The organism is Vagococcus sp. JNUCC 83, from assembly GCF_053667615.1.
The window spans coordinates 2,218,244-2,240,524 of the sequence record NZ_CM132204.1; the positions used below are offsets into that span (position 1 = coordinate 2,218,244).

Consider the following 22,281-nt stretch of genomic DNA (forward strand, 5'->3'; position numbering starts at 1 on the left):
GTACCTCAACCAAGGACTAATGACAGTTATTGAGCGAGATAATCAGGTGAATGAGTGGTATCAGGCAAGTGATGAACAACACTCACAATTGATTACTGGCTTGGCAGGGTCAGCAAAGACACTTGTGATGTCAACTCTTTTGAAAAAAAATAAAAAAATAATGATAGTAACACCTAATTTATATTATGGTACGAAATTAATGGATGACTTGCAACATATCGTTGACGAGTCTTATTTGCATTTCTTTCCAGTTGATGAAGTAGCGGCTGTAGAGATGTCTTTTTCATCCCCAGAAGCATTAGCTGAAAGAATCAATAGTTTGGTCTTTTTAACGAATGATGAACCCGGTATTTTAGTGACACCATTAGCTGGTCTAAGGCGATTTTTACCGTCACCTAATAACTGGAAAGATAGTATGTTATCTGTTGAAGTTGGAGGGACGATTGATTTAGAAACGTTACCAGAACGTTTGGTATCGTTGGGATATGTTCGTGAACAAATGATAGGCAAGCCTGGAGAATTTAGTATCCGAGGGAGCATTATTGATATCTATCCTTTGACTAGTGATTATCCTGTGCGTATTGATTTATTTGATGATGAAGTCGATTCACTTAGACTATTTGACGCACAAACACAAAGATCGTTATCTGATGTTGAACAGATAACGATTCCTCCAGCGATGGACCAGATTGTTACAAAGGAAGATCTTTATAAAGCATCTAAAGTGTTAGATGAAACATTAGGTAATAAAATAGAATCTGTTAAAGATGCTGAAAAAAAAGGTCAACTTACAGCTTATAAAAATTTTACAGTAGGCGAGTGGGAAAACGGACACCCAACGGAAGATATTAGTCAGTATATTGATGTGATTTATGATGAAAAGTATCATTTAAGTGATTATTTGTCGGTGGATGATTTTGTGTTATTTGATGATTATAGTCGAATGATTGATACAGAAAAAGAAATTTTAAGAGAAGAAGCAGAGTGGCTGACAATTAAATTAGAAGATAACCCAATTTTTGAAAATCGAACGCTAGGTGGCGATTTTCGTCAAATAATGAAAAGAATGCCACAACATCGGACGTTCTTTTCGTTATTTCAAAAAGGAATGGGCAATTTACGTTTTTCAGCTGTTTACCCGTTTGAGTATCGGTCAATGCAACAATTTTTCGGTCAACTCCCATTATTAAAGGCAGAGATGGATCGTTGGGCTAAGCAAAAACAGACCGTGGTTGTATTGGTCGAAAATGATGAACGGAGTCAAACTGTCGAACGTTTATTTATTGATGCTGGTATTTCCGCTGTTGTCAGTAATAGTAAAAATATTATAGAGGGGCAAGCACAAATCCAAGTCGGCCTATTAGAGTCAGGCTTTGAGTTACCTCAAGATAATCTAGTTGTTGTGGTTGAAAAAGAGATTCTCCACACACGAACTAAACGTCAAGCACGTAAGCAGACTATTTCTAATGCAGAACGACTTAAAAGTTATAACGAATTAAGTCCTGGAGATTACGTGGTTCACGCCAATCACGGGATTGGTAAATATATTGGGATGGAAACACTTTTAAGTGGGGGAACGCATCAAGATTATATGACCATCCTATATCAAAATAATGATAAGTTATTTATTCCAGTGACACAGCTTGATTTGATTCAAAAATATGTTGCTTCTGAGTCTAAGGCACCACGTATTAATAAATTAGGTGGTAGTGAGTGGACAAAGACAAAGAAAAAAGTATCGGCTAAAGTAGAGGATATTGCGGATGATTTGATTCAGCTTTATGCAGCAAGAGAAGCTGAAGTAGGTTATGCTTTTTCACCAGATGATGATTACCAACGTGAATTTGACAATGCGTTTCCTTACTCTGAGACAGATGACCAATTACGTAGTATCCAAGAAATCAAGCATGACATGGAGAAGAAACGGCCAATGGATCGTTTACTTGTGGGCGATGTAGGATACGGTAAAACAGAAGTCGCATTACGTGCAGCGTTTAAAGCTGTCAAGGATGGAAAACAGGTCGCATTTTTAGTACCAACAACGATTTTGGCGCAACAACACTATGAAACAATGCTTGACCGATTTAAAAACTTCCCAGTGACTATTGGGCTAATGAGTCGTTTTAGAACGAAAAAACAACAAGAAGAAACGATTTCTCAATTGAAAAAAGGTCAGGTTGATATCATTGTTGGAACACATCGAATTTTATCAAAAGATTTAGAATTCATGGATTTAGGGCTTCTTATTATTGATGAGGAACAGCGTTTTGGTGTGAAACACAAAGAGCGCTTAAAACAATTACGTGCACAAGTTGATGTCTTGACACTAACAGCTACACCTATTCCGAGAACATTGCATATGTCAATGCTTGGTGTTAGGGATCTGTCGGTTATTGAAACCCCACCAGCTAATCGTTACCCTGTTCAAACATACGTTATGGAAAAAAATCCAGGGGCGATTAGAGAAGCTTGCGAGCGCGAAATCGCTCGAGGTGGACAAATTTTTTACTTATATAACCGAGTGGATACTATTGAACAAAAAGTCGATGAGTTAAAAATGTTATTACCTGACGCACGTATTTCTTATGCTCATGGGCAGATGACAGAAGTACAATTAGAAAATGCCTTGATGGAATTTATTAATGGTGAATATGATATTTTAGTGACGACCACGATTATTGAAACAGGCGTGGATATTCCTAATGTAAATACGCTGTTTGTTGAAAATGCTGATCATATGGGACTTTCTCAGTTGTATCAATTAAGAGGGCGTGTGGGTCGAAGCAACCGAGTGGCATATGCGTACTTTATGTATGAACCACAGAAGATATTAAATGAAGTTAGTGAAAAGCGACTTCAAGCGATTAAAGACTTTACCGAACTAGGTTCTGGATTTAAAATCGCGATGCGTGACTTGTCCATTCGTGGAGCAGGGAATTTATTAGGCGCACAACAACATGGCTTTATTGATTCGGTTGGTTTTGATATGTATACTCATATGTTGAATGAAGCTGTTAACCGCAAACGTGGCGTTGATAAACAAGAAACAAAAACAGTCACAGAGATTGACTTGGGAATTGACGCATATATTCCGAGCGACTATATAGAAGATGAACGCCAAAAAATCGAAATGTATAAGCGTATTAGACAGTTGGATAGTCAAGAGATGTATGATGAGTTGGAATCCGATTTACTTGACCGATTTGGTGAATATCCAGATGAAGTAGCAAATTTATTAACAGTCGGTCTGGTAAAAATGAATGCCGATTTTGCATTAATCAATAAAATACAAAAGAAAAAACAGTCAATTTACATTGAGTTAAGCAAAGAAGGAACATCTGCTTATACGATAGAGCAGTTGTTTAAAGCTTTATCGAAGACAACGCTAAAAGCCGAAATTAGTACAGATGAGCATTTGGCGGTCACTTTAAAATTGGTGAAAGACATGTCTGTTGCAACTTGGTTACATGAAATATCTGTTTTTGTTGAAGCTTTACGACAAGAAAGATATGAAAAAAAAGAGACGCAGGATGATGTCGATGGATAAATTAAAAGCAGAAAAGACTGTACTTAAAGGAACGCTAATATTAACGTTGACATCATTTATTGTTAAAATTCTTAGTGCTATTTATAGAGTACCATTTCAAAACTTAGTTGGTGATGAAGGATTTTATGTCTATCAACAAGTTTACCCAATTTATGGGATTGCGATGACGTTATCTTTGTCTGGTATGCCGGTATTTTTATCAAAAATATTGGCTAGCGAGGAGTCACCAATCGAGCAGAAACGATTAATGAATCAATTCTTTTATTATGTTAGTATACTTTCTATAGGTTTATTTATTGGCTTATTCATTGGTGCACCTATCATTGCGATAATGATGGGTGACAAAGAATTAGCGCCATTGATACGTGTGGTATCGATTGTCTTTTTATTAGTGCCATTTTTATCTACTTTTAGAGGTTATTTCCAAGGTGAGATGAATATGGTGCCTACCGCGACGTCACAATTAGTAGAGCAAGGCATTAGAGTCGTGATTATATTGCTAGCAGGTTGGTTATTTTATAGTCAAACATTGACTGTGTATGAAGTTGGAAGCATTGCGACATCTGGCGCGATTATTGGTGGAATATGTGCGATTGTTGTGTTGATGTATTATGCAAGAAAAAAACAGTTAACGTTTATTTATTTTCCTAGAAAAAAAGACCGACAAATAGGTTTTTTGAAGCGACTTATTTTAGAAGGTGGCACATTATGTTTTTTTAGTGCCTATCTAGTTATTTTTCAATTAATAGATTCATTTACGATAAAAAAATATTTGGTATTCTCCGGAATGCCAGATTTATCAGCGAAAATAGCTAAAGGAGTTTTTGATAGAGGACAACCTTTAGTGCAGTTGGGATTAGTCGTTGCTGTATCTATGACAGCAACGTTCATGCCCACGTTAACCCATTATTATAAAAATAAAGTACGAGATGAGTATGAATCCATGGTCACGTCTTACCTAAAGGTATCATTGGCTATTTCTATGGCAGCCGGGATAGGGTTATCTCTTTTGATTCCATTTATCAATGTCACATTATTTAGTAATAATGACGGAGTAAATACATTATCTATCTTTGTGTTATCAGTGAGTGTTGCCTCAATGATTCAAACCTATCAAACCATTTATCAAAGTCAAAATCGAGTGCATTATCAATTTGTGGCCGCATTATTTGGTGTACTGTTAAAAAGTGTGTTAACGCCAGGATTGACTTATTACTTTGGTACGATAGGCTCAAGTTTGAGTACACTTTTAGGATTACTCGGATGTTTATTTGTATTACATCATTACTTGTTGAGGCGAGGTTTTAAACTCTCGGTGGGCGCGACATTTGCTATAAAATTAATAGTGAGTTTGCTATTTATGAGTGTTATTATTTCTATATACCGCTATACTTGTTTGGGTTACAATGATATGGCACATCGAGGCGTGACATTTCTTTTAACGCTCATTGGTGTGTTGATCGGGATGGTTATCTATCTAATAAGTATTGTGAAATTAAAATTATTTAGTTATGATGAGTGGGCTATGTTACCATTTGGTCAAAAAATATATAAACATTTTTATTAATAAAATTGGAGGTTACTATGAGATTAGATAAATTTTTAAAGATTTCTAGAATTATTAAACGTCGGACGATTGCTAAAGAAATTGCTGATAAGGGTCGAATTCAAGTGAATCAAAAACTAGCTAAGTCTTCTACTACTGTTAAAATAGGTGATGTTATTACTATTATGTTTGGTAATAAAACATTAGAAGTTAAAGTGTTGGATTTAAAAGATACAACTAAAAAAGATGAAGCAAAAGATTTATACGAGATTATTAGTGAGACAAAAAATCAAGACTAGAAACCAACGATAAGTATTAGACATTGGTGAATCTAGTTGGTATAATGAACACAAGTATAAACAGAAATGGAGTCTAGCGTATCATGAGTGAGAAAAAACCATTATTAAGCCTTGAGACTAGCGAAGAAATATCCACATCAACGATGGCTAAACACCAACGTGAACAAAAACAAATGATTTATAAACGTCGTAGATTAACTTTGATGTTCGTATTAGCTTTTGGTTTGTTTACTTTTATGGGCATTAACTTATTTCGCAATGGACAACATCTGTTATCGCTACAAGAAAATCACACTGAAGTAAAAAAAGAGTATGCTCAGGTGAAATCTGAAAAAAAAGAGTTGGAAGATGAAGTAAAACTTTTAAAAGATCCAGAGTACGTTGAAAAAGTAGCACGTGCAAAATATTTCTACTCTAAAGAAGGCGAACAAGTATATAGCATCCCTGATTTAAGTGGTGCAAAGTAAAATCAGTGGCAACTTAATAAATATAAAAAAATAACATATAAAGAGGATTCAAGGAGGAAAATTTTTTTTATGTCAATCGAAGTGGGGACAAAGTTATCTGGTAAAGTGTCAGGTATTACTAATTTTGGAGCGTTTGTAGATTTAGGTGAAGGAAAAACAGGTTTAGTACATATTAGCGAGGTTTCTAATAGTTTTGTTAAAGACATTAACGATGTACTAAAAGTTAATGACGAAGTTGAAGTGAAAGTGATGAGTGTGGGAGACGATGGCAAAATAGGTTTATCTATTAAACGTGCTAATGAAGAAGAACGACCACAACGTGAGAGAAAAGAATACAAACGTTCATCAAATAACTACCAGTCTGATCGTAATAACAATAGAAGCAATGACCGCGGTAGGGGCAATCGTAAACCTGCAGCAGTAGCTACTCCACAAAAAGAAAATTTTGACTCACTAATGAGCAATTTCTTAAAAGATAGTGATGATAGATTAAGTACATTAAAACGAAGCACCGAAGGAAAACGCGGTGGACGTGGTGGACGTCGTAACTAAAAAGTTTAGAAGGGTAAGAGAGTTCTCTTATCCTTTTTTTATAGCGTAAATTAGGGGGATTTCTATGTATAAAAAGTTTCACCAACTGATCACATCACAGCGCAACATAACTAGTAACACACGACTGGTCATTGGTGTATCAGGTGGAGTCGATTCGATGGTACTTCTGGACTTGTTGTGTCAATTACCAAAACAAGACAGGCCAATTATACATATAGCCCATATCAACCACCAATTACGCGACGAATCTGCAGAAGAACAAGCGTTTATTGAAGAATATGCTAGTGAACGTGGATTGCCTGTATATGTCGGTGTTTGGTCTAAAGGGAAGACCATCAAAAAAAATGTTGAACAAGAAGCAAGAGAGTATCGCTATCTTTTTTTCAATAAAATTATGCAAGAGACCAATAGTACCATGCTACTCACAGCTCATCATAAAGATGACAACATAGAAACGATACTGATGCGATTCATACAAGGCAGTCAATTGCGAACACTTGAAGGAATTGAAAGCGAGCGAGCGTTAAATGATAATGTCGTGATACGTCCGTTATTAAGTTTTTCTAAAAAAGAGATTTATTTATACGCGAGGAAAAAGAATATACCTTATTATGAAGATAGTAGTAATTTTTCCGATAATTATTTGCGCAATCGTATCAGACACACCATTCGCCCCATGCTTGAGAGTGAGAATCCTAATATAGGTGAAGGTGTCCTACGTTTGGCACAAGAAATCAACCAACAAGCAATAATTATTAATGAGTTTATGTCACCATTGGTTGACTCCGTTGTCTCTTATGAAAATAATACATGGCAAGTGGATTATCTTTCGTTAAAAAAACACAATTTAGCAGTACAATCTGAGGTAATTCGTTGTTTGCTAGCGAAAGTTCAAGAAACAAACAAACTTATTCTTGGATATGAGCATTTGGTTCAAGTTCAACAAGTGATGGCGAGTGATAAACCGAATATCTTACTTCATCTACCAAATAATTGGGTAGTCGATAAAAGCTATGATACGATTAAGTTTTATCAAATTTCTCAAAACGAGAAGCGAATAGGTAGTGCTAAACTTGATAAAAATCAAGGGATATTTCTGTCTAAAAAACAGTGGCTTGGTTTTTTTGAATCAGGGAAAGAAGATATACCAAAAGAGTTAGAGTCATGGGGATGTAAAGAGGTTACCTACACGCATGGTAAAAATCATACCATTCGAGTCAGAAAACGTGAAGATGGCGATAAATTCGTATATAATCGTAAAGGTCAGACTAAGAAAGTCTCACGTTATTTTATTGATGAAAAAATACCTATGAAATTACGTGAGTTAAGTTGGCTTGTTTTCGATGAAAAAGGGTATCTTTTGTGGCTTTTACCATTTAGAGAAAGTTATTTGAGTATTCAGCATGAAACTGATAAAATACAGTATAAGCTTGTCTATTTATATCAAGTGGATGAGTAAGTTTGGAAGGAGAACCCAATGTTAGAAAAAGATATCGAAAAAACATTTTATTCAGAACAACAAATTAAAGAACGTGTTGCCGTTTTAGGTGAAGAAATCAGTCGAGAATACCAAGATAAATTTCCTTTAGTAGTTGGTATTTTAAAAGGAGCTGTTCCTTTTTTATCTGATTTAGTGCGCGCGATGCCAATTCATATGGAAATGGACTTTATGGATGTGTCAAGTTATGGAAATGCCACCGTATCATCTGGTGAAGTACGTATCTTAAAAGACTTAAGTACAGTCGTTGAAGGCCGTCATATTATCTTAGTGGAAGATATCATTGATAGTGGACGTACTCTTAAGTACTTAGTAGATTTATTAAAACATCGTAAAGCAGCTTCAGTAAAAATTGTAACAATGCTTGATAAACCAGAAGGTCGAGTGGTTGACATGGCTGCTGACTATGTTGGTTTTGAAGTGCCAAATGAATTTGTTGTGGGATATGGTTTGGATTATGCTGAGGATTATCGTAATCTGCCGTATATTGGGGTCCTTAAACCAGAAATATACGAAAATGCTTAATTTTTCGAACGTTTAATGTTACAATGATTTCTTAGGAATGATTACAAACTAAAAACTTAATATAGAGAAGGAGGACATGTATGAATAAAAAGAATTCAGGGATGCGTAACTCGCTTTATTATATTATTGTATTTTTATCAATGATTACAATAGTATACTTCTTCTTTGGACAAGGAAGCGATCAATCTCCAACTATAAATTATTCAACGTTCTATCAACAATTAAAAGATGATCAAGTAAAAGATTTCACAGTGCAACCTTCAAATGGTGTTTACAAAATTACAGGTGAGTATCGTGAAGAACAAAAAATCACTGATTCAGGTGGCTTACCCGTTTTTGGTAAAACAAAAGTAAAATCAAAACGATTTACAACATCTGTCTTACCTAACGATGCAACAATTGCTAACATTAGTGAAACAGCTAATAAAGTAGGGGCTAAATTTGTAGTAAAAGAACAATCAAACAATAGTGTTTGGGTGTCGTTATTATTTAGTTTCTTACCTGTATTATTAATGGTGTTCCTCTTCTATATGATGATGGGACAAGGTGGTCAAGGTGGCGGAAATGGACGCGTGATGAACTTTGGTAAAACAAAAACCAAAGAAGCCGATAAAAAATCAATCAATGTTCGTTTTTCTGACGTAGCAGGTGCTGAAGAAGAAAAACAAGAATTAGTTGAAGTGGTTGAATTCTTAAAAGATCCGCGTCGTTTTGTGGAACTAGGTGCGAGAATTCCTGCCGGTGTGTTACTAGAAGGACCTCCTGGAACTGGTAAAACATTATTAGCAAAAGCTGTTGCCGGAGAAGCTGGCGTGCCATTCTTCTCTATCTCAGGTTCAGACTTTGTTGAAATGTTTGTCGGTGTTGGGGCGAGTCGTGTACGTGACTTGTTTGAAACAGCGAAAAAATCAGCGCCAGCTATTATCTTTATTGATGAGATTGATGCAGTTGGACGTCAACGTGGTGCTGGTATGGGTGGAGGGCACGATGAGCGTGAACAAACCCTTAACCAATTGCTTGTTGAGATGGATGGTTTTAATGGGAATGAAGGAGTTATCGTTATTGCCGCAACAAACCGTTCAGATGTCTTAGACCCTGCGTTACTTAGACCAGGCCGTTTTGATAGACAAGTTCTTGTTGGAACCCCAGATGTTAAAGGTCGTGAACAAATTTTACGAGTGCATTCTCGTAACAAACCTTTAGCAAGCGATGTTGATTTGAAAGTCGTGGCACAACAAACACCAGGTTTTGCCGGTGCAGACTTAGAAAACGTATTAAACGAAGCTGCTCTTGTAGCTGCTAGACGTAATAAAAAGAAAATTGATGCTTCAGATATTGACGAAGCACAAGATAGAGTGATTGCTGGTCCAGCTAAGAAAGATCGCATGATTAGTAAGAAAGAACGTTCAATGGTTGCTTACCACGAAGCCGGGCATACAATCTGTGGTTTAGTGTTAAGTGATGCAAGAATTGTCCATAAAGTAACAATCGTTCCACGTGGACGTGCTGGCGGATACATGATTGCTTTACCAAAAGAAGATCGTTTCTTAATGACTCAAAATGAAATGTTCGAACAAATTGTTGGGTTGCTTGGTGGACGTGTTGCTGAAGAAATTATCTTTGGTGTGAAATCTACTGGCGCAAGTAATGACTTTGAGCAAGCAACTAACTTAGCTCGTTCAATGGTGACTGAATATGGTATGAGTGACTCTTTAGGACCTGTACAATATGAAGGAAACCATCAAGTATTTGTTGGTCGTGATTATGGACAAACAAAAACTTACTCAGAACAAATTGCTTTCCAAATCGATGAAGAGGTAAGAAATATCTTAAATCGCGCTCATCAAAAAGCAGTGGAAATTATCGAAGCTCATCGTGATGAACATAAACTGATTGCAGAATCTCTTCTTAAATATGAAACACTTGATGCAAAACAAATTAAATCATTGTTTGAAGAAGGTAAAATGCCAAATGATGATAAAGCTGAAGAGTATCCAAGTGAAAAAGACGGTTCTTTTGAAGAAGTAAAAGAAGCACTAGAAAGAAAAGATGCTGAAAAACAAAAAGCCGAATATGAAGAAGAAAAAGAAGCAGAACAAGATTTAAAAGAACGTGATAGAGAATTATCACAATCAATTAAAGAAGATGAAGACGCTGTGAAAGAAGACAAATCTGAGTAAAAATAGTTTTAAGATTTAATCAAATACGTTATGATAAGTGGGATATACGAAAGTATAGCCCACTTTTTAATTGGGAAGAAAAAAGAAAGAAAGTAGGCAAGAAAATGAGTAAACAAACAACAGATTATTTAGTAAAAGCATTATGCTTTAATGGAGAAATACGAGCAATGGCAACTCGAACAACAGAACTAGTCGCTGAAGCACAACAACGTCATGACACCTGGCGTACATCAACAGCTGCGTTAGGTCGTTCTCTAACGGGAGCATTGCTATTAGGATCAATGCATAAGGGAGACGAAAAGTTAACTGTTCGTATCCAAGGAGATGGACCAATCGGAGCGATTGTGGTTGATGCTGATGCTCGAGGGCACGTTAAAGGATATGTAAAAAATCCACAGGTCAATCTACCAGCAAATGCACTAGGTAAAATAGATGTACGCGGTGGCGTTGGAACAAACGGCTCTCTAAGCGTCGTGAAAGATTTAGGATTAAGAGAACCTTTTACAGGACAAGTACCACTTGTATCAGGAGAATTAGCTGAAGATTTTACTTATTATTTAGCGACATCAGAACAAGTTCCTTCTGCAGTAGGGTTAAGTGTATTAGTTGATAATGAAAATGACGATGTCGTAAAAGCGGCTGGTGGATTTATGATTCAAGTGATGCCTTTTGCGTCAGAAGAAACACTTGTTGAGATTGAGAAACGTTTGTCAGATATTCCACAAGTATCAAATTTACTAGATCAAGGTGAAACACCCGAAGAAATTCTTTATCGTTTATTAGGTAAAGAGAATGTTGAAATTTTAGATACGATGCCAGTCGAGTTTCAATGTGACTGCTCGAAGGAACGTTTTTCTTCAGCGTTAATTACTTTAGGTGTAGATGAGTTAACTCAAATGATAGAAGAAGACAATGGAGCAGAAGCTGTGTGTCATTTTTGTAATGAAAAATATCACTATTCAGCAGATGAGTTATCAGTATTAAGAGACGAGGCTATGCAGTCTTAAGAGGAGGAAAACCGATGTGGAAAATAGGAAACGTCGAGATTCCTAATCGAGTAGTTGTTGCACCAATGGCTGGGGTGAGTAACTCTGCTTTTCGTGTGACAGTCAAAGAGTTTGGTGCAGGACTTGTTGTGTGTGAAATGATTAGTGATAAAGGCATTCAGCAACGAAATAAAAAAACACTAGAAATGCTCTATATTGATGAAACAGAACACCCGCTTAGTTTACAAATTTTTGGTGGGAATAAAGAAAATTTAGTAGAAGCAGCTAAGTTTGTCGAAGAATATACAACAGCAGATATCATTGATATTAATATGGGGTGCCCAGTAAACAAAGTTATCAAAGCAGAAGCGGGTGCTAGATGGTTACTTGATCCTAATAAAGTGTATGAAATGGTAGAAGCTGTTGCTAATGCTGTAAGTATCCCTGTGACAGTGAAACAACGTATTGGCTGGGACGAGGAGCATGTTTATGCTGTTGAAAATGCGTTGGCTGCTGAAAAAGCCGGTGCCAGTGCTGTGGCGATGCATGGACGAACACGCGTGCAAATGTATGAAGGAAAAGCTAATTGGGATGTGTTAAGAGACGTTAAGAAACATTTAACGATTCCGTTTATGGGAAATGGTGATGTCAGAACGCCAGAAGATGCCAAGCGTATGCTTGATTATGTTGGATGCGATGGCGTGATGATAGGCCGAGCAGCTTTGGGTAATCCATGGATGATCTATCGTACACAACACTATCTAGAAACAGGTGAGTTACTAGAAGAACCACATCCAGCCGAAAAAATTGACACAGCTAAATTACATTTAGATCGATTAATTCGCTTAAAGGGTGAAAAAATTGGTTGTTTAGAGTTCCGCCAACATGCCGCTTATTATTTAAAAGGTGCGCCACGAGCTACCAAAACAAGGTTAGCTGTGAACAAAGCAACTACCCAAGCAGAAATGAATCAGATTTTAGATGAGTATGTCTTAGTCGTGAAAGAAAAAGGCTTAGTAGGATAAAAAAGGCAAATTAACTTGCCTTTTTTTTGTTATTTGTGGCATTATAGGAGAGAGTAGAAAGGCAAAATAGTATAGGAGGAAGTAATGTGTCAAAAGATAATCAAGAGCATCAAGAAATGAATGACCAACTCATCGTTAGACGAGAAAAAATGGCGGACTTACGTGATAAGGGATTAGATCCATTTGGAGCACGTTTTGAACGCACAACAAATGCAAAAGAATTACATGAAACATATGATGATAAAACAAAAGAAGAATTACAAGAGTTAAATCTTACAGCCACAGTCGCAGGGCGTATTATGACAAAACGCGGTAAAGGTAAAGTAGGGTTTGCTCATTTACAAGATAGAGAAGGACAAATCCAAATTTATGTTCGTAAAGATGCAATCGGTGAAGAAGCATATGAATTATTTAAACAAGCTGATTTGGGTGATTTTGTTGGGGTAACCGGTCAAATCATGAAAACTGATATGGGTGAAATAACAATCAAGCCAACTGAATTTACATTCTTAACAAAAGCACTTCGTCCATTACCAGATAAATATCATGGTTTAACAAATGTTGAACAAAAATACCGTCAACGCTATTTAGACTTAATTAGTAATCGTGATAGCTTTGATAAATTTGTTAAACGTAGTGAGATAATTCGCGAAGTTCGTAACTACTTAAATGATCATGGCTATTTAGAAGTGGAAACACCCACTCTGCATAATATGGCAGGTGGAGCAGCAGCAAGACCATTCATCACACATCACAATGCATTAGATATGGAACTATATTTACGTATCGCATTAGAATTACATTTAAAACGATTAATCGTTGGTGGAATGGAAAAAGTTTATGAAATTGGACGTGTATTCCGTAATGAAGGGATTGATGCAACGCATAATCCAGAATTCACTATGTTAGAAGTTTATACGGCTTACACTGATTATAAAGATATTATGGATCTAACTGAAGGTATTATTACAACAGTTGCTAAAAAAGTATTAGGAACACTACAAATTCAATATGGTGATACTGATGTGAATTTAGAAGGTCCTTGGAAGAGAATTCATATGATTGATGCGATTAAAGAAGTCACAGGTGTTGATTTCTGGAATGTAACAAGTGATGAAGAGGCACGAAAAATTGCTAAAGTACATAATGTTACTATAGAAGAACATATGGATTATGGTCATGTGGTTAATGAATTCTTTGAAGAGTTTGTTGAAGACACATTGATTCAACCAACGTTTATCTACGGTCATCCAGTATCAATTTCTCCATTAGCGAAGAAAAATCCAGCTGATGAACGTTTTACAGATCGTTTTGAAGTCTTTATAGTAGGAAAAGAATACGGAAACGCGTTTACTGAATTAAATGACCCAATCGATCAAAGAGAACGATTTGAAGCACAAATGAAAGAAAAAGATTTAGGTAATGATGAAGCGCATGGCATTGATGAAGACTTTATAGAAGCTTTAGAGTATGGAATGCCTCCTACAGGTGGTTTAGGAATAGGAATTGATCGTCTAGTAATGCTATTAACTGATTCACAATCAATTAGAGATGTGCTATTATTTCCAACAATGCGATAAAAAAGTGAAGAATTTTCTTCACTTTTTTTCTTTGTTTATGATTAATTATAGTATGTTTTAAAGTTGAAATTCGTTTTAAGTGTATCGTATGATAGTTAAACTCTAGTATATTTATGTAGAAAACAGTTCAATACGAATAAAAAACATCATAATATAATGTAAAGTTTGTGAAAAATTTTTTTACAATAAAGGGTTGACGAATAAGCTTTTTATTGTTATATTAATACATGTCCTTGAGAGACAAGTTAGATTTTGAAAACATTTTAGTTATTTTTTATTTTATTTAACTTTTGAATTATCAGAAAATTCAAAAAAATATTTTAAAAAACTGTTGACAAACATTTTTGTTCTTGATATGATATAAAAGTTGTTACGACAACGAATTTTAGACCTTTGAAAACTGAACAAAGTAAGACAAACCAAATGTGTAGGGCGTTTCTACTATGTAGAAACAAACCATATTTAGTGAATAATATTCGCTAGCAAGTTTTAAACAAATGAGCTTAAACATCGTAAGATGTTAATCAACTTTTTATTGAGAGTTTGATCCTGGCTCAGGACGAACGCTGGCGGCGTGCCTAATACATGCAAGTCGAACGCATTTCTTTTCACCGGAGCTTGCTCCACCGAAAAGAAATGAGTGGCGGACGGGTGAGTAACACGTGGGCAACCTGCCCACCAGAGGGGGATAACACTTGGAAACAGGTGCTAATACCGCATAATTGCTTTTGCTGCATGGCAAAAGTATAAAAGACGCTTTCGGGTGTCACTGGTGGATGGGCCCGCGGTGCATTAGTTAGTTGGTGGGGTAACGGCCTACCAAGACCGTGATGCATAGCCGACCTGAGAGGGTGATCGGCCACACTGGGACTGAGACACGGCCCAGACTCCTACGGGAGGCAGCAGTAGGGAATCTTCGGCAATGGACGAAAGTCTGACCGAGCAACGCCGCGTGAGTGAAGAAGGTTTTCGGATCGTAAAACTCTGTTGTTAGAGAAGAACAAGTGATAGAGTAACTGTTATCACCTTGACGGTATCTAACCAGAAAGCCACGGCTAACTACGTGCCAGCAGCCGCGGTAATACGTAGGTGGCAAGCGTTGTCCGGATTTATTGGGCGTAAAGCGAGCGCAGGCGGTCTTTTAAGTCTGATGTGAAAGCCCTCGGCTCAACCGAGGAAGGTCATTGGAAACTGGAGGACTTGAGTGCAGAAGAGGAGAGTGGAATTCCATGTGTAGCGGTGAAATGCGTAGATATATGGAGGAACACCAGTGGCGAAGGCGACTCTCTGGTCTGTAACTGACGCTGAGGCTCGAAAGCGTGGGGAGCAAACAGGATTAGATACCCTGGTAGTCCACGCCGTAAACGATGAGTGCTAAGTGTTGGAGGGTTTCCGCCCTTCAGTGCTGCAGTTAACGCATTAAGCACTCCGCCTGGGGAGTACGGCCGCAAGGCTGAAACTCAAAGGAATTGACGGGGGCCCGCACAAGCGGTGGAGCATGTGGTTTAATTCGAAGCAACGCGAAGAACCTTACCAGGTCTTGACATCCTTTGACCACTCTAGAGATAGAGCTTTCCCTTCGGGGACAAAGTGACAGGTGGTGCATGGTTGTCGTCAGCTCGTGTCGTGAGATGTTGGGTTAAGTCCCGCAACGAGCGCAACCCTTATTGTTAGTTGCCATCATTCAGTTGGGCACTCTAGCGAGACTGCCGGTGACAAACCGGAGGAAGGTGGGGATGACGTCAAATCATCATGCCCCTTATGACCTGGGCTACACACGTGCTACAATGGACAGTACAATGAGTTGCGAGACCGCGAGGTTTAGCTAATCTCTTAAAGCTGTTCTCAGTTCGGATTGTAGGCTGCAACTCGCCTACATGAAGCCGGAATCGCTAGTAATCGTGGATCAGCATGCCACGGTGAATACGTTCCCGGGCCTTGTACACACCGCCCGTCACACCACGAGAGTTTGTAACACCCAAAGTCGGTGAGGTAACCTTTTGGAGCCAGCCGCCTAAGGTGGGATAGATGATTGGGGTGAAGTCGTAACAAGGTAGCCGTATCGGAAGGTGCGGCTGGATCACCTCCTTTCTAAGGATAATTACGGAAAACACATTTTGTCTTTACTTTGTTCAGTTTTGAGAGGTCTACTCTTAATAAACGGGGCCTTAGCTCAGCTGGGAGAGCGCCTGCCTTGCACGCAGGAGGTCAGCGGTTCGATCCCGCTAGGCTCCATTGGTGAATTCTCACCAATGTTTTGTTCATTGAAAACTGGATAGTTGAAGTTAGATATCAATATAAACCGAGAACACCGCGTTGAATAGTTTCTTTTAAAGAACTGTGAAATGTGTTAATAATTATCTATCGCTAGGTAGTTATTAATAAAAAACAAGCTAACCGTTAGGTTAGAAAAGGTTAAGTGAATAAGGGCGCACGGTGGATGCCTTGGCACTAGAAGCCGATGAAGGACGGGACTAACACCGATATGCTTCGGGGAGCTGTAAGTAAGCTATGATCCGGAGATTTCCGAATGGGGGAACCCAATATCTTTTATAGGATATTATCTAATAGTGAATACATAGCTATTAGAAGGTAGACGCAGAGAACTGAAACATCTAAGTACCTGCAGGAAGAGAAAGAAAAATCGATTTCCTTAGTAGCGGCGAGCGAAACGGAAACAGCCCAAACCAACAAGCTTGCTTGTTGGGGTTGTAGGACTCAGCTGTGGTAGCTGTTGTGGATAGTCGAATCGACTTGGAAAGGTCAGCCGTAGCGGGTAAAAGCCCCGTAGACGAAATTGACAACACACCTATGAGTATCCTGAGTACGGCGGAACACGAGAAATTCCGTCGGAATCCGGGAGGACCATCTCCCAAGGCTAAATACTCTCTAGTGACCGATAGTGAACCAGTACCGTGAGGGAAAGGTGAAAAGCACCCCGGAAGGGGAGTGAAATAGAACCTGAAACCGTGTGCTTACAAGAAGTTAGAGCCCGTTAATGGGTGATAGCGTGCCTTTTGCAGAATGAACCGGCGAGTTACGATAGCATGCGAGGTTAAGCTGAAGAAGCGGAGCCGTAGCGAAAGCGAGTCTGAATAGGGCGAATGAGTATGTTGTCGTAGACCCGAAACCATGTGACCTACCCATGTCCAGGTTGAAGGTGTGGTAAAACGCACTGGAGGACCGAACCCACGTACGTTGAAAAGTGCGGGGATGAGGTGTGGGTAGCGGAGAAATTCCAAACGAACTTGGAGATAGCTGGTTCTCTCCGAAATAGCTTTAGGGCTAGCCTCGGATTTGAGAATGATGGAGGTAGAGCACTGTTTGGACTAGGGGCCCGTCTTGGGTTACCGAATTCAGATAAACTCCGAATGCCATTCATTTATATCCGGGAGTCAGACAGTGAGTGATAAGATCCATTGTCGAAAGGGAAACAGCCCAGACCACCAGCTAAGGTCCCAAAATACATGTTAAGTGGAAAAGGATGTGAGGGTGCACAAACAACTAGGATGTTGGCTCAGAAGCAGCCACCATTTAAAGAGTGCGTAATAGCTCACTAGTCGAGTGCCCTTGCGCCGAAAATGTACCGGGGCTAAACATGTTACCGAAGCTGTGGATAGAACCTTTGGTTCTATGGTAGGAGAGCGTTCTAAGGGCGTTGAAGCTGGATCGTAAGGACTGGTGGAGCGCTTAGAAGTGAGAATGCCGGTATGAGTAGCGAAAGACAGGTGAGAATCCTGTCCACCGAATGACTAAGGTTTCCTGGGGAAGGCTCGTCCTCCCAGGGTTAGTCGGGACCTAAGCTGAGGCCGATAGGCGTAGGCGATGGACAACAGGTTGAGATTCCTGTACTCGTTTGTTTTGTTTGAACAATGGAGGGACACAGGAGGCTATGGGATCGTGCGACTGGAAGTGCACGTTCAAGCAACAAGTCTTGATAAGAGTTAAATGCTTTTATCTTTAAGGACGAGTTGTGATGAGTAGGGAAATAAAGTACCGAAGTCTCAATGTCACACTGTCAAGAAAAGCTTCTAGTTAGAAACAAATGACCCGTACCGCAAACCGACACAGGTAGTCGAGGAGAGAATCCTAAGGTGAGCGAGAGAACTCTCGTTAAGGAACTCGGCAAAATGACCCCGTAACTTCGGGAGAAGGGGTGCTGAACGCAAGTTCAGCCGCAGTGAATAGGCCCAAGCGACTGTTTATCAAAAACACAGGTCTCTGCAAAATCGAAAGATGACGTATAGGGGCTGACGCCTGCCCGGTGCTGGAAGGTTAAGAGGATGGGTTAGCAATAGCGAAGCTCAAAATTGAAGCCCCAGTAAACGGCGGCCGTAACTATAACGGTCCTAAGGTAGCGAAATTCCTTGTCGGGTAAGTTCCGACCCGCACGAAAGGCGTAACGATTTGGGCACTGTCTCAACGAGAGACTCGGTGAAATTTTAGTACCTGTGAAGATGCAGGTTACCCGCGACAGGACGGAAAGACCCCATGGAGCTTTACTGTAGTTTGATATTGAATGTTTGTGACATATGTACAGGATAGGTAGGAGCCGTAGAAGTCGGAACGCTAGTTTCGATGGAGGCGCTGGTGGGATACTACCCTTGTGTTATGACCATTCTAACCCGCACCACTTATCGTGGTGGGAGACAGTGTCAGATGGACAGTTTGACTGGGGCGGTCGCCTCCCAAAAGGTAACGGAGGCGCCCAAAGGTTCCCTCAGAATGGTTGGAAATCATTCGTAGAGTGCAAAGGCAGAAGGGAGCTTGACTGCGAGAGCTACAACTCGAGCAGGGACGAAAGTCGGGCTTAGTGATCCGGTGGTTCCGCATGGAAGGGCCATCGCTCAACGGATAAAAGCTACCCTGGGGATAACAGGCTTATCTCCCCCAAGAGTTCACATCGACGGGGAGGTTTGGCACCTCGATGTCGGCTCGTCGCATCCTGGGGCTGTAGTCGGTCCCAAGGGTTGGGCTGTTCGCCCATTAAAGCGGCACGCGAGCTGGGTTCAGAACGTCGTGAGACAGTTCGGTCCCTATCCGTCGCGGGCGTTGGAAATTTGAGAGGAGCTGTCCTTAGTACGAGAGGACCGGGATGGACATACCTCTGGTGTACCAGTTGTTCTGCCAAGGGCATTGCTGGGTAGCTATGTATGGACGGGATAAACGCTGAAAGCATCTAAGCGTGAAGCCCCCCTCAAGATGAGATTTCCCATTCCTTTAAGGAAGTAAGACCCCTGAAAGATGATCAGGTAGATAGGCTAGGAGTGGAAGTACAGTGATGTATGGAGCGGACTAGTACTAATCGGTCGAGGACTTAACCAAGATAGCGGTGGAAGAATATATTGATACTAACAAAACATCCAGTTTTGAGTGAATAAACACTCAACAGAAATAAAAAGTGCGGTGGCGATGGCAAGAAGGATACACCTGTAACCATGCCGAACACAGAAGTTAAGCTTCTTAGCGCCGAGGGTAGTGAAGGGTTTCCCTTTGTGAGAGTAGGACGTTGCCGTGCTTTTATTTTTATCATGATGGAGGTTTAGCTCAGCTGGGAGAGCACCTGCCTTACAAGCAGGGGGTCAGCGGTTCGATCCCGTTAACCTCCATAAGATTTGACTCGTTAGCTCAGTTGGTAGAGCATCTGACTTTTAATCAGAGGGTCACTGGTTCGAGCCCAGTACGGGTCATTACTATAATAAGCTATAATACGAAGGGAAAGCATTCGTATTAAATTTTGCCGGCTTAGCTCAGTTGGTAGAGCATCTGATTTGTAATCAGAGGGTCGAGGGTTCAAGTCCTTTAGCCGGCATCTATAAGCGGAAGTAGTTCAGTGGTAGAACATCACCTTGCCAAGGTGGGGGTCGCGGGTTCGAACCCCGTCTTCCGCTTTTATAAGTTCTAGCCGGGGTGGCGGAACTGGCAGACGCACAGGACTTAAAATCCTGCGGTGAGTGATCACCGTACCGGTTCGATTCCGGTCCTCGGCATCAAACATAGCGCCCATAGCTCAACTGGATAGAGTGTCTGACTACGGATCAGAAGGTTAGGGGTTCGACTCCTCTTGGGCGCGTTTAATTTAATACGGGAAGTAGCTCAGCTTGGTAGAGCACTTGGTTTGGGACCAAGGGGTCGCAGGTTCGAATCCTGTCTTCCCGATTTTGAGAATTTTCTCAAAAAATTAAAAAAAGTTGTTGACAATAAGATAACAACTTGGTATGATATAAAAGTTGTTACGGCAACGAAGTTTAGACCTTTGAAAACTGAACAAAGTAAGACAAACCAAATGTGTAGGGCGTTTCTACTATGTAGAAACAAACCATATTTAGTGAATAATATTCGCTAGCAAGTTTTAAACAAATGAGCTTAAACATCGTAAGATGTTAATCAACTTTTTATTGAGAGTTTGATCCTGGCTCAGGACGAACGCTGGCGGCGTGCCTAATACATGCAAGTCGAACGCATTTCTTTTCACCGGAGCTTGCTCCACCGAAAAGAAATGAGTGGCGGACGGGTGAGTAACACGTGGGCAACCTGCCCACCAGAGGGGGATAACACTTGGAAACAGGTGCTAATACCGCATAATTGCTTTTGCTGCATGGCAAAAGTATAAAAGACGCTTTCGGGTGTCACTGGTGGATGGGCCCGCGGTGCATTAGTTAGTTGGTGGGGTAACGGCCTACCAAGACCGTGATGCATAGCCGACCTGAGAGGGTGATCGGCCACACTGGGACTGAGACACGGCCCAGACTCCTACGGGAGGCAGCAGTAGGGAATCTTCGGCAATGGACGAAAGTCTGACCGAGCAACGCCGCGTGAGTGAAGAAGGTTTTCGGATCGTAAAACTCTGTTGTTAGAGAAGAACAAGTGATAGAGTAACTGTTATCACCTTGACGGTATCTAACCAGAAAGCCACGGCTAACTACGTGCCAGCAGCCGCGGTAATACGTAGGTGGCAAGCGTTGTCCGGATTTATTGGGCGTAAAGCGAGCGCAGGCGGTCTTTTAAGTCTGATGTGAAAGCCCTCGGCTCAACCGAGGAAGGTCATTGGAAACTGGAGGACTTGAGTGCAGAAGAGGAGAGTGGAATTCCATGTGTAGCGGTGAAATGCGTAGATATATGGAGGAACACCAGTGGCGAAGGCGACTCTCTGGTCTGTAACTGACGCTGAGGCTCGAAAGCGTGGGGAGCAAACAGGATTAGATACCCTGGTAGTCCACGCCGTAAACGATGAGTGCTAAGTGTTGGAGGGTTTCCGCCCTTCAGTGCTGCAGTTAACGCATTAAGCACTCCGCCTGGGGAGTACGGCCGCAAGGCTGAAACTCAAAGGAATTGACGGGGGCCCGCACAAGCGGTGGAGCATGTGGTTTAATTCGAAGCAACGCGAAGAACCTTACCAGGTCTTGACATCCTTTGACCACTCTAGAGATAGAGCTTTCCCTTCGGGGACAAAGTGACAGGTGGTGCATGGTTGTCGTCAGCTCGTGTCGTGAGATGTTGGGTTAAGTCCCGCAACGAGCGCAACCCTTATTGTTAGTTGCCATCATTCAGTTGGGCACTCTAGCGAGACTGCCGGTGACAAACCGGAGGAAGGTGGGGATGACGTCAAATCATCATGCCCCTTATGACCTGGGCTACACACGTGCTACAATGGACAGTACAATGAGTTGCGAGACCGCGAGGTTTAGCTAATCTCTTAAAGCTGTTCTCAGTTCGGATTGTAGGCTGCAACTCGCCTACATGAAGCCGGAATCGCTAGTAATCGTGGATCAGCATGCCACGGTGAATACGTTCCCGGGCCTTGTACACACCGCCCGTCACACCACGAGAGTTTGTAACACCCAAAGTCGGTGAGGTAACCTTTTGGAGCCAGCCGCCTAAGGTGGGATAGATGATTGGGGTGAAGTCGTAACAAGGTAGCCGTATCGGAAGGTGCGGCTGGATCACCTCCTTTCTAAGGATAATTACGGAAAACACATTTTGTCTTTACTTTGTTCAGTTTTGAGAGGTCTACTCTCAAAAAGTATTTGTTCATTGAAAACTGGATAGTTGAAGTTAGATATCAATATAAACCGA

At 40.4% G+C, this 22,281-nt stretch carries 11 protein-coding genes, 8 tRNA genes and 4 rRNA genes; all 23 read left to right on the forward strand.

Going from position 1 to position 22,281, the window contains the following annotated elements; genetic code table 11:
* The first annotated feature begins 19 nt into the window (after positions 1 to 19).
* The 23 genes from mfd (at position 20) to JNUCC83_RS10990 (ending at position 22,159) form a co-directional block, all read left to right on the forward strand.
* Positions 20 to 3,547, forward strand: coding sequence for a transcription-repair coupling factor (gene mfd, locus JNUCC83_RS10880; protein ID WP_454461365.1), 3,528 nt, complete (start codon positions 20 to 22; stop codon positions 3,545 to 3,547).
* On the forward strand, positions 3,540 to 5,114 hold the full coding sequence (locus JNUCC83_RS10885) for a putative polysaccharide biosynthesis protein (RefSeq protein WP_454459998.1): 1,575 nt from the start codon (positions 3,540 to 3,542) through the stop codon (positions 5,112 to 5,114). Before mfd ends, JNUCC83_RS10885 begins: the two co-directional genes overlap by 8 nt.
* A gap of 17 nt (positions 5,115 to 5,131) precedes the next feature.
* Positions 5,132 to 5,392: an RNA-binding S4 domain-containing protein gene (locus tag JNUCC83_RS10890; protein WP_454459999.1), complete on the forward strand. Its 261-nt coding sequence runs from the start codon at positions 5,132 to 5,134 to the stop codon at positions 5,390 to 5,392.
* Positions 5,393 to 5,475: 83 nt separating this feature from the next.
* On the forward strand, positions 5,476 to 5,859 hold the full coding sequence (locus JNUCC83_RS10895; RefSeq protein WP_454460000.1) for an FtsB family cell division protein: 384 nt from the start codon (positions 5,476 to 5,478) through the stop codon (positions 5,857 to 5,859).
* Between the two features lie 69 nt (positions 5,860 to 5,928).
* Positions 5,929 to 6,411 (forward strand): S1 domain-containing RNA-binding protein, encoded by a 483-nt coding sequence (locus JNUCC83_RS10900; RefSeq protein ID WP_454460001.1) that lies wholly within the window; start codon positions 5,929 to 5,931, stop codon positions 6,409 to 6,411.
* A 64-nt stretch (positions 6,412 to 6,475) separates the two neighbouring features.
* Entirely contained in the window at positions 6,476 to 7,870 is a 1,395-nt protein-coding gene (gene tilS / locus JNUCC83_RS10905) for a tRNA lysidine(34) synthetase TilS (RefSeq protein ID WP_454460002.1), read from the forward strand.
* 18 nt (positions 7,871 to 7,888) lie between these two features.
* Positions 7,889 to 8,434 carry a hypoxanthine phosphoribosyltransferase gene (hpt, locus tag JNUCC83_RS10910; RefSeq protein WP_454460003.1) on the forward strand — a complete coding sequence of 182 codons (546 nt, stop codon included), beginning with the start codon at positions 7,889 to 7,891 and terminating at the stop codon, positions 8,432 to 8,434.
* 80 nt (positions 8,435 to 8,514) lie between these two features.
* Positions 8,515 to 10,614 (forward strand): ATP-dependent zinc metalloprotease FtsH, encoded by a 2,100-nt coding sequence (gene ftsH / locus JNUCC83_RS10915; RefSeq protein ID WP_454460004.1) that lies wholly within the window; start codon positions 8,515 to 8,517, stop codon positions 10,612 to 10,614.
* Between the two features lie 104 nt (positions 10,615 to 10,718).
* On the forward strand, positions 10,719 to 11,621 hold the full coding sequence (gene hslO / locus JNUCC83_RS10920) for an Hsp33 family molecular chaperone HslO (RefSeq protein WP_454460005.1): 903 nt from the start codon (positions 10,719 to 10,721) through the stop codon (positions 11,619 to 11,621).
* 14 nt (positions 11,622 to 11,635) lie between these two features.
* Complete coding sequence (gene dusB / locus JNUCC83_RS10925; protein WP_454460006.1) at positions 11,636 to 12,625, forward strand: tRNA dihydrouridine synthase DusB; 990 nt, start codon at positions 11,636 to 11,638, stop codon at positions 12,623 to 12,625.
* Positions 12,626 to 12,741: 116 nt separating this feature from the next.
* Positions 12,742 to 14,205, forward strand: a complete 1,464-nt coding sequence (gene lysS, locus JNUCC83_RS10930) for a lysine--tRNA ligase (protein WP_454461366.1) — start codon at positions 12,742 to 12,744, stop codon at positions 14,203 to 14,205.
* 531 nt (positions 14,206 to 14,736) lie between these two features.
* Positions 14,737 to 16,296, forward strand: a 16S ribosomal RNA gene (locus JNUCC83_RS10935).
* A gap of 71 nt (positions 16,297 to 16,367) precedes the next feature.
* Positions 16,368 to 16,440: transfer RNA gene (locus tag JNUCC83_RS10940), tRNA-Ala, on the forward strand.
* Positions 16,441 to 16,618: 178 nt separating this feature from the next.
* Positions 16,619 to 19,530, forward strand: a 23S ribosomal RNA gene (locus JNUCC83_RS10945).
* Between the two features lie 77 nt (positions 19,531 to 19,607).
* Positions 19,608 to 19,723 (forward strand): 5S ribosomal RNA (rrf, locus tag JNUCC83_RS10950).
* Positions 19,724 to 19,741: 18 nt separating this feature from the next.
* Positions 19,742 to 19,814 (forward strand) — tRNA-Val (locus JNUCC83_RS10955).
* Between the two features lie 8 nt (positions 19,815 to 19,822).
* Positions 19,823 to 19,895: transfer RNA gene (locus JNUCC83_RS10960), tRNA-Lys, on the forward strand.
* A 49-nt stretch (positions 19,896 to 19,944) separates the two neighbouring features.
* Positions 19,945 to 20,017 (forward strand) — tRNA-Thr (locus JNUCC83_RS10965).
* A 7-nt stretch (positions 20,018 to 20,024) separates the two neighbouring features.
* Positions 20,025 to 20,096 (forward strand) — tRNA-Gly (locus JNUCC83_RS10970).
* A gap of 13 nt (positions 20,097 to 20,109) precedes the next feature.
* Positions 20,110 to 20,195: transfer RNA gene (locus JNUCC83_RS10975), tRNA-Leu, on the forward strand.
* A 9-nt stretch (positions 20,196 to 20,204) separates the two neighbouring features.
* Positions 20,205 to 20,278 (forward strand) — tRNA-Arg (locus JNUCC83_RS10980).
* 12 nt (positions 20,279 to 20,290) lie between these two features.
* Positions 20,291 to 20,364: transfer RNA gene (locus JNUCC83_RS10985), tRNA-Pro, on the forward strand.
* A gap of 235 nt (positions 20,365 to 20,599) precedes the next feature.
* Positions 20,600 to 22,159 (forward strand): 16S ribosomal RNA (locus JNUCC83_RS10990).
* Together the 16S, 23S and 5S rRNA genes with 8 tRNA genes alongside form the textbook arrangement of a ribosomal RNA operon.
* The last annotated feature ends 122 nt before the right edge of the window (positions 22,160 to 22,281 follow it).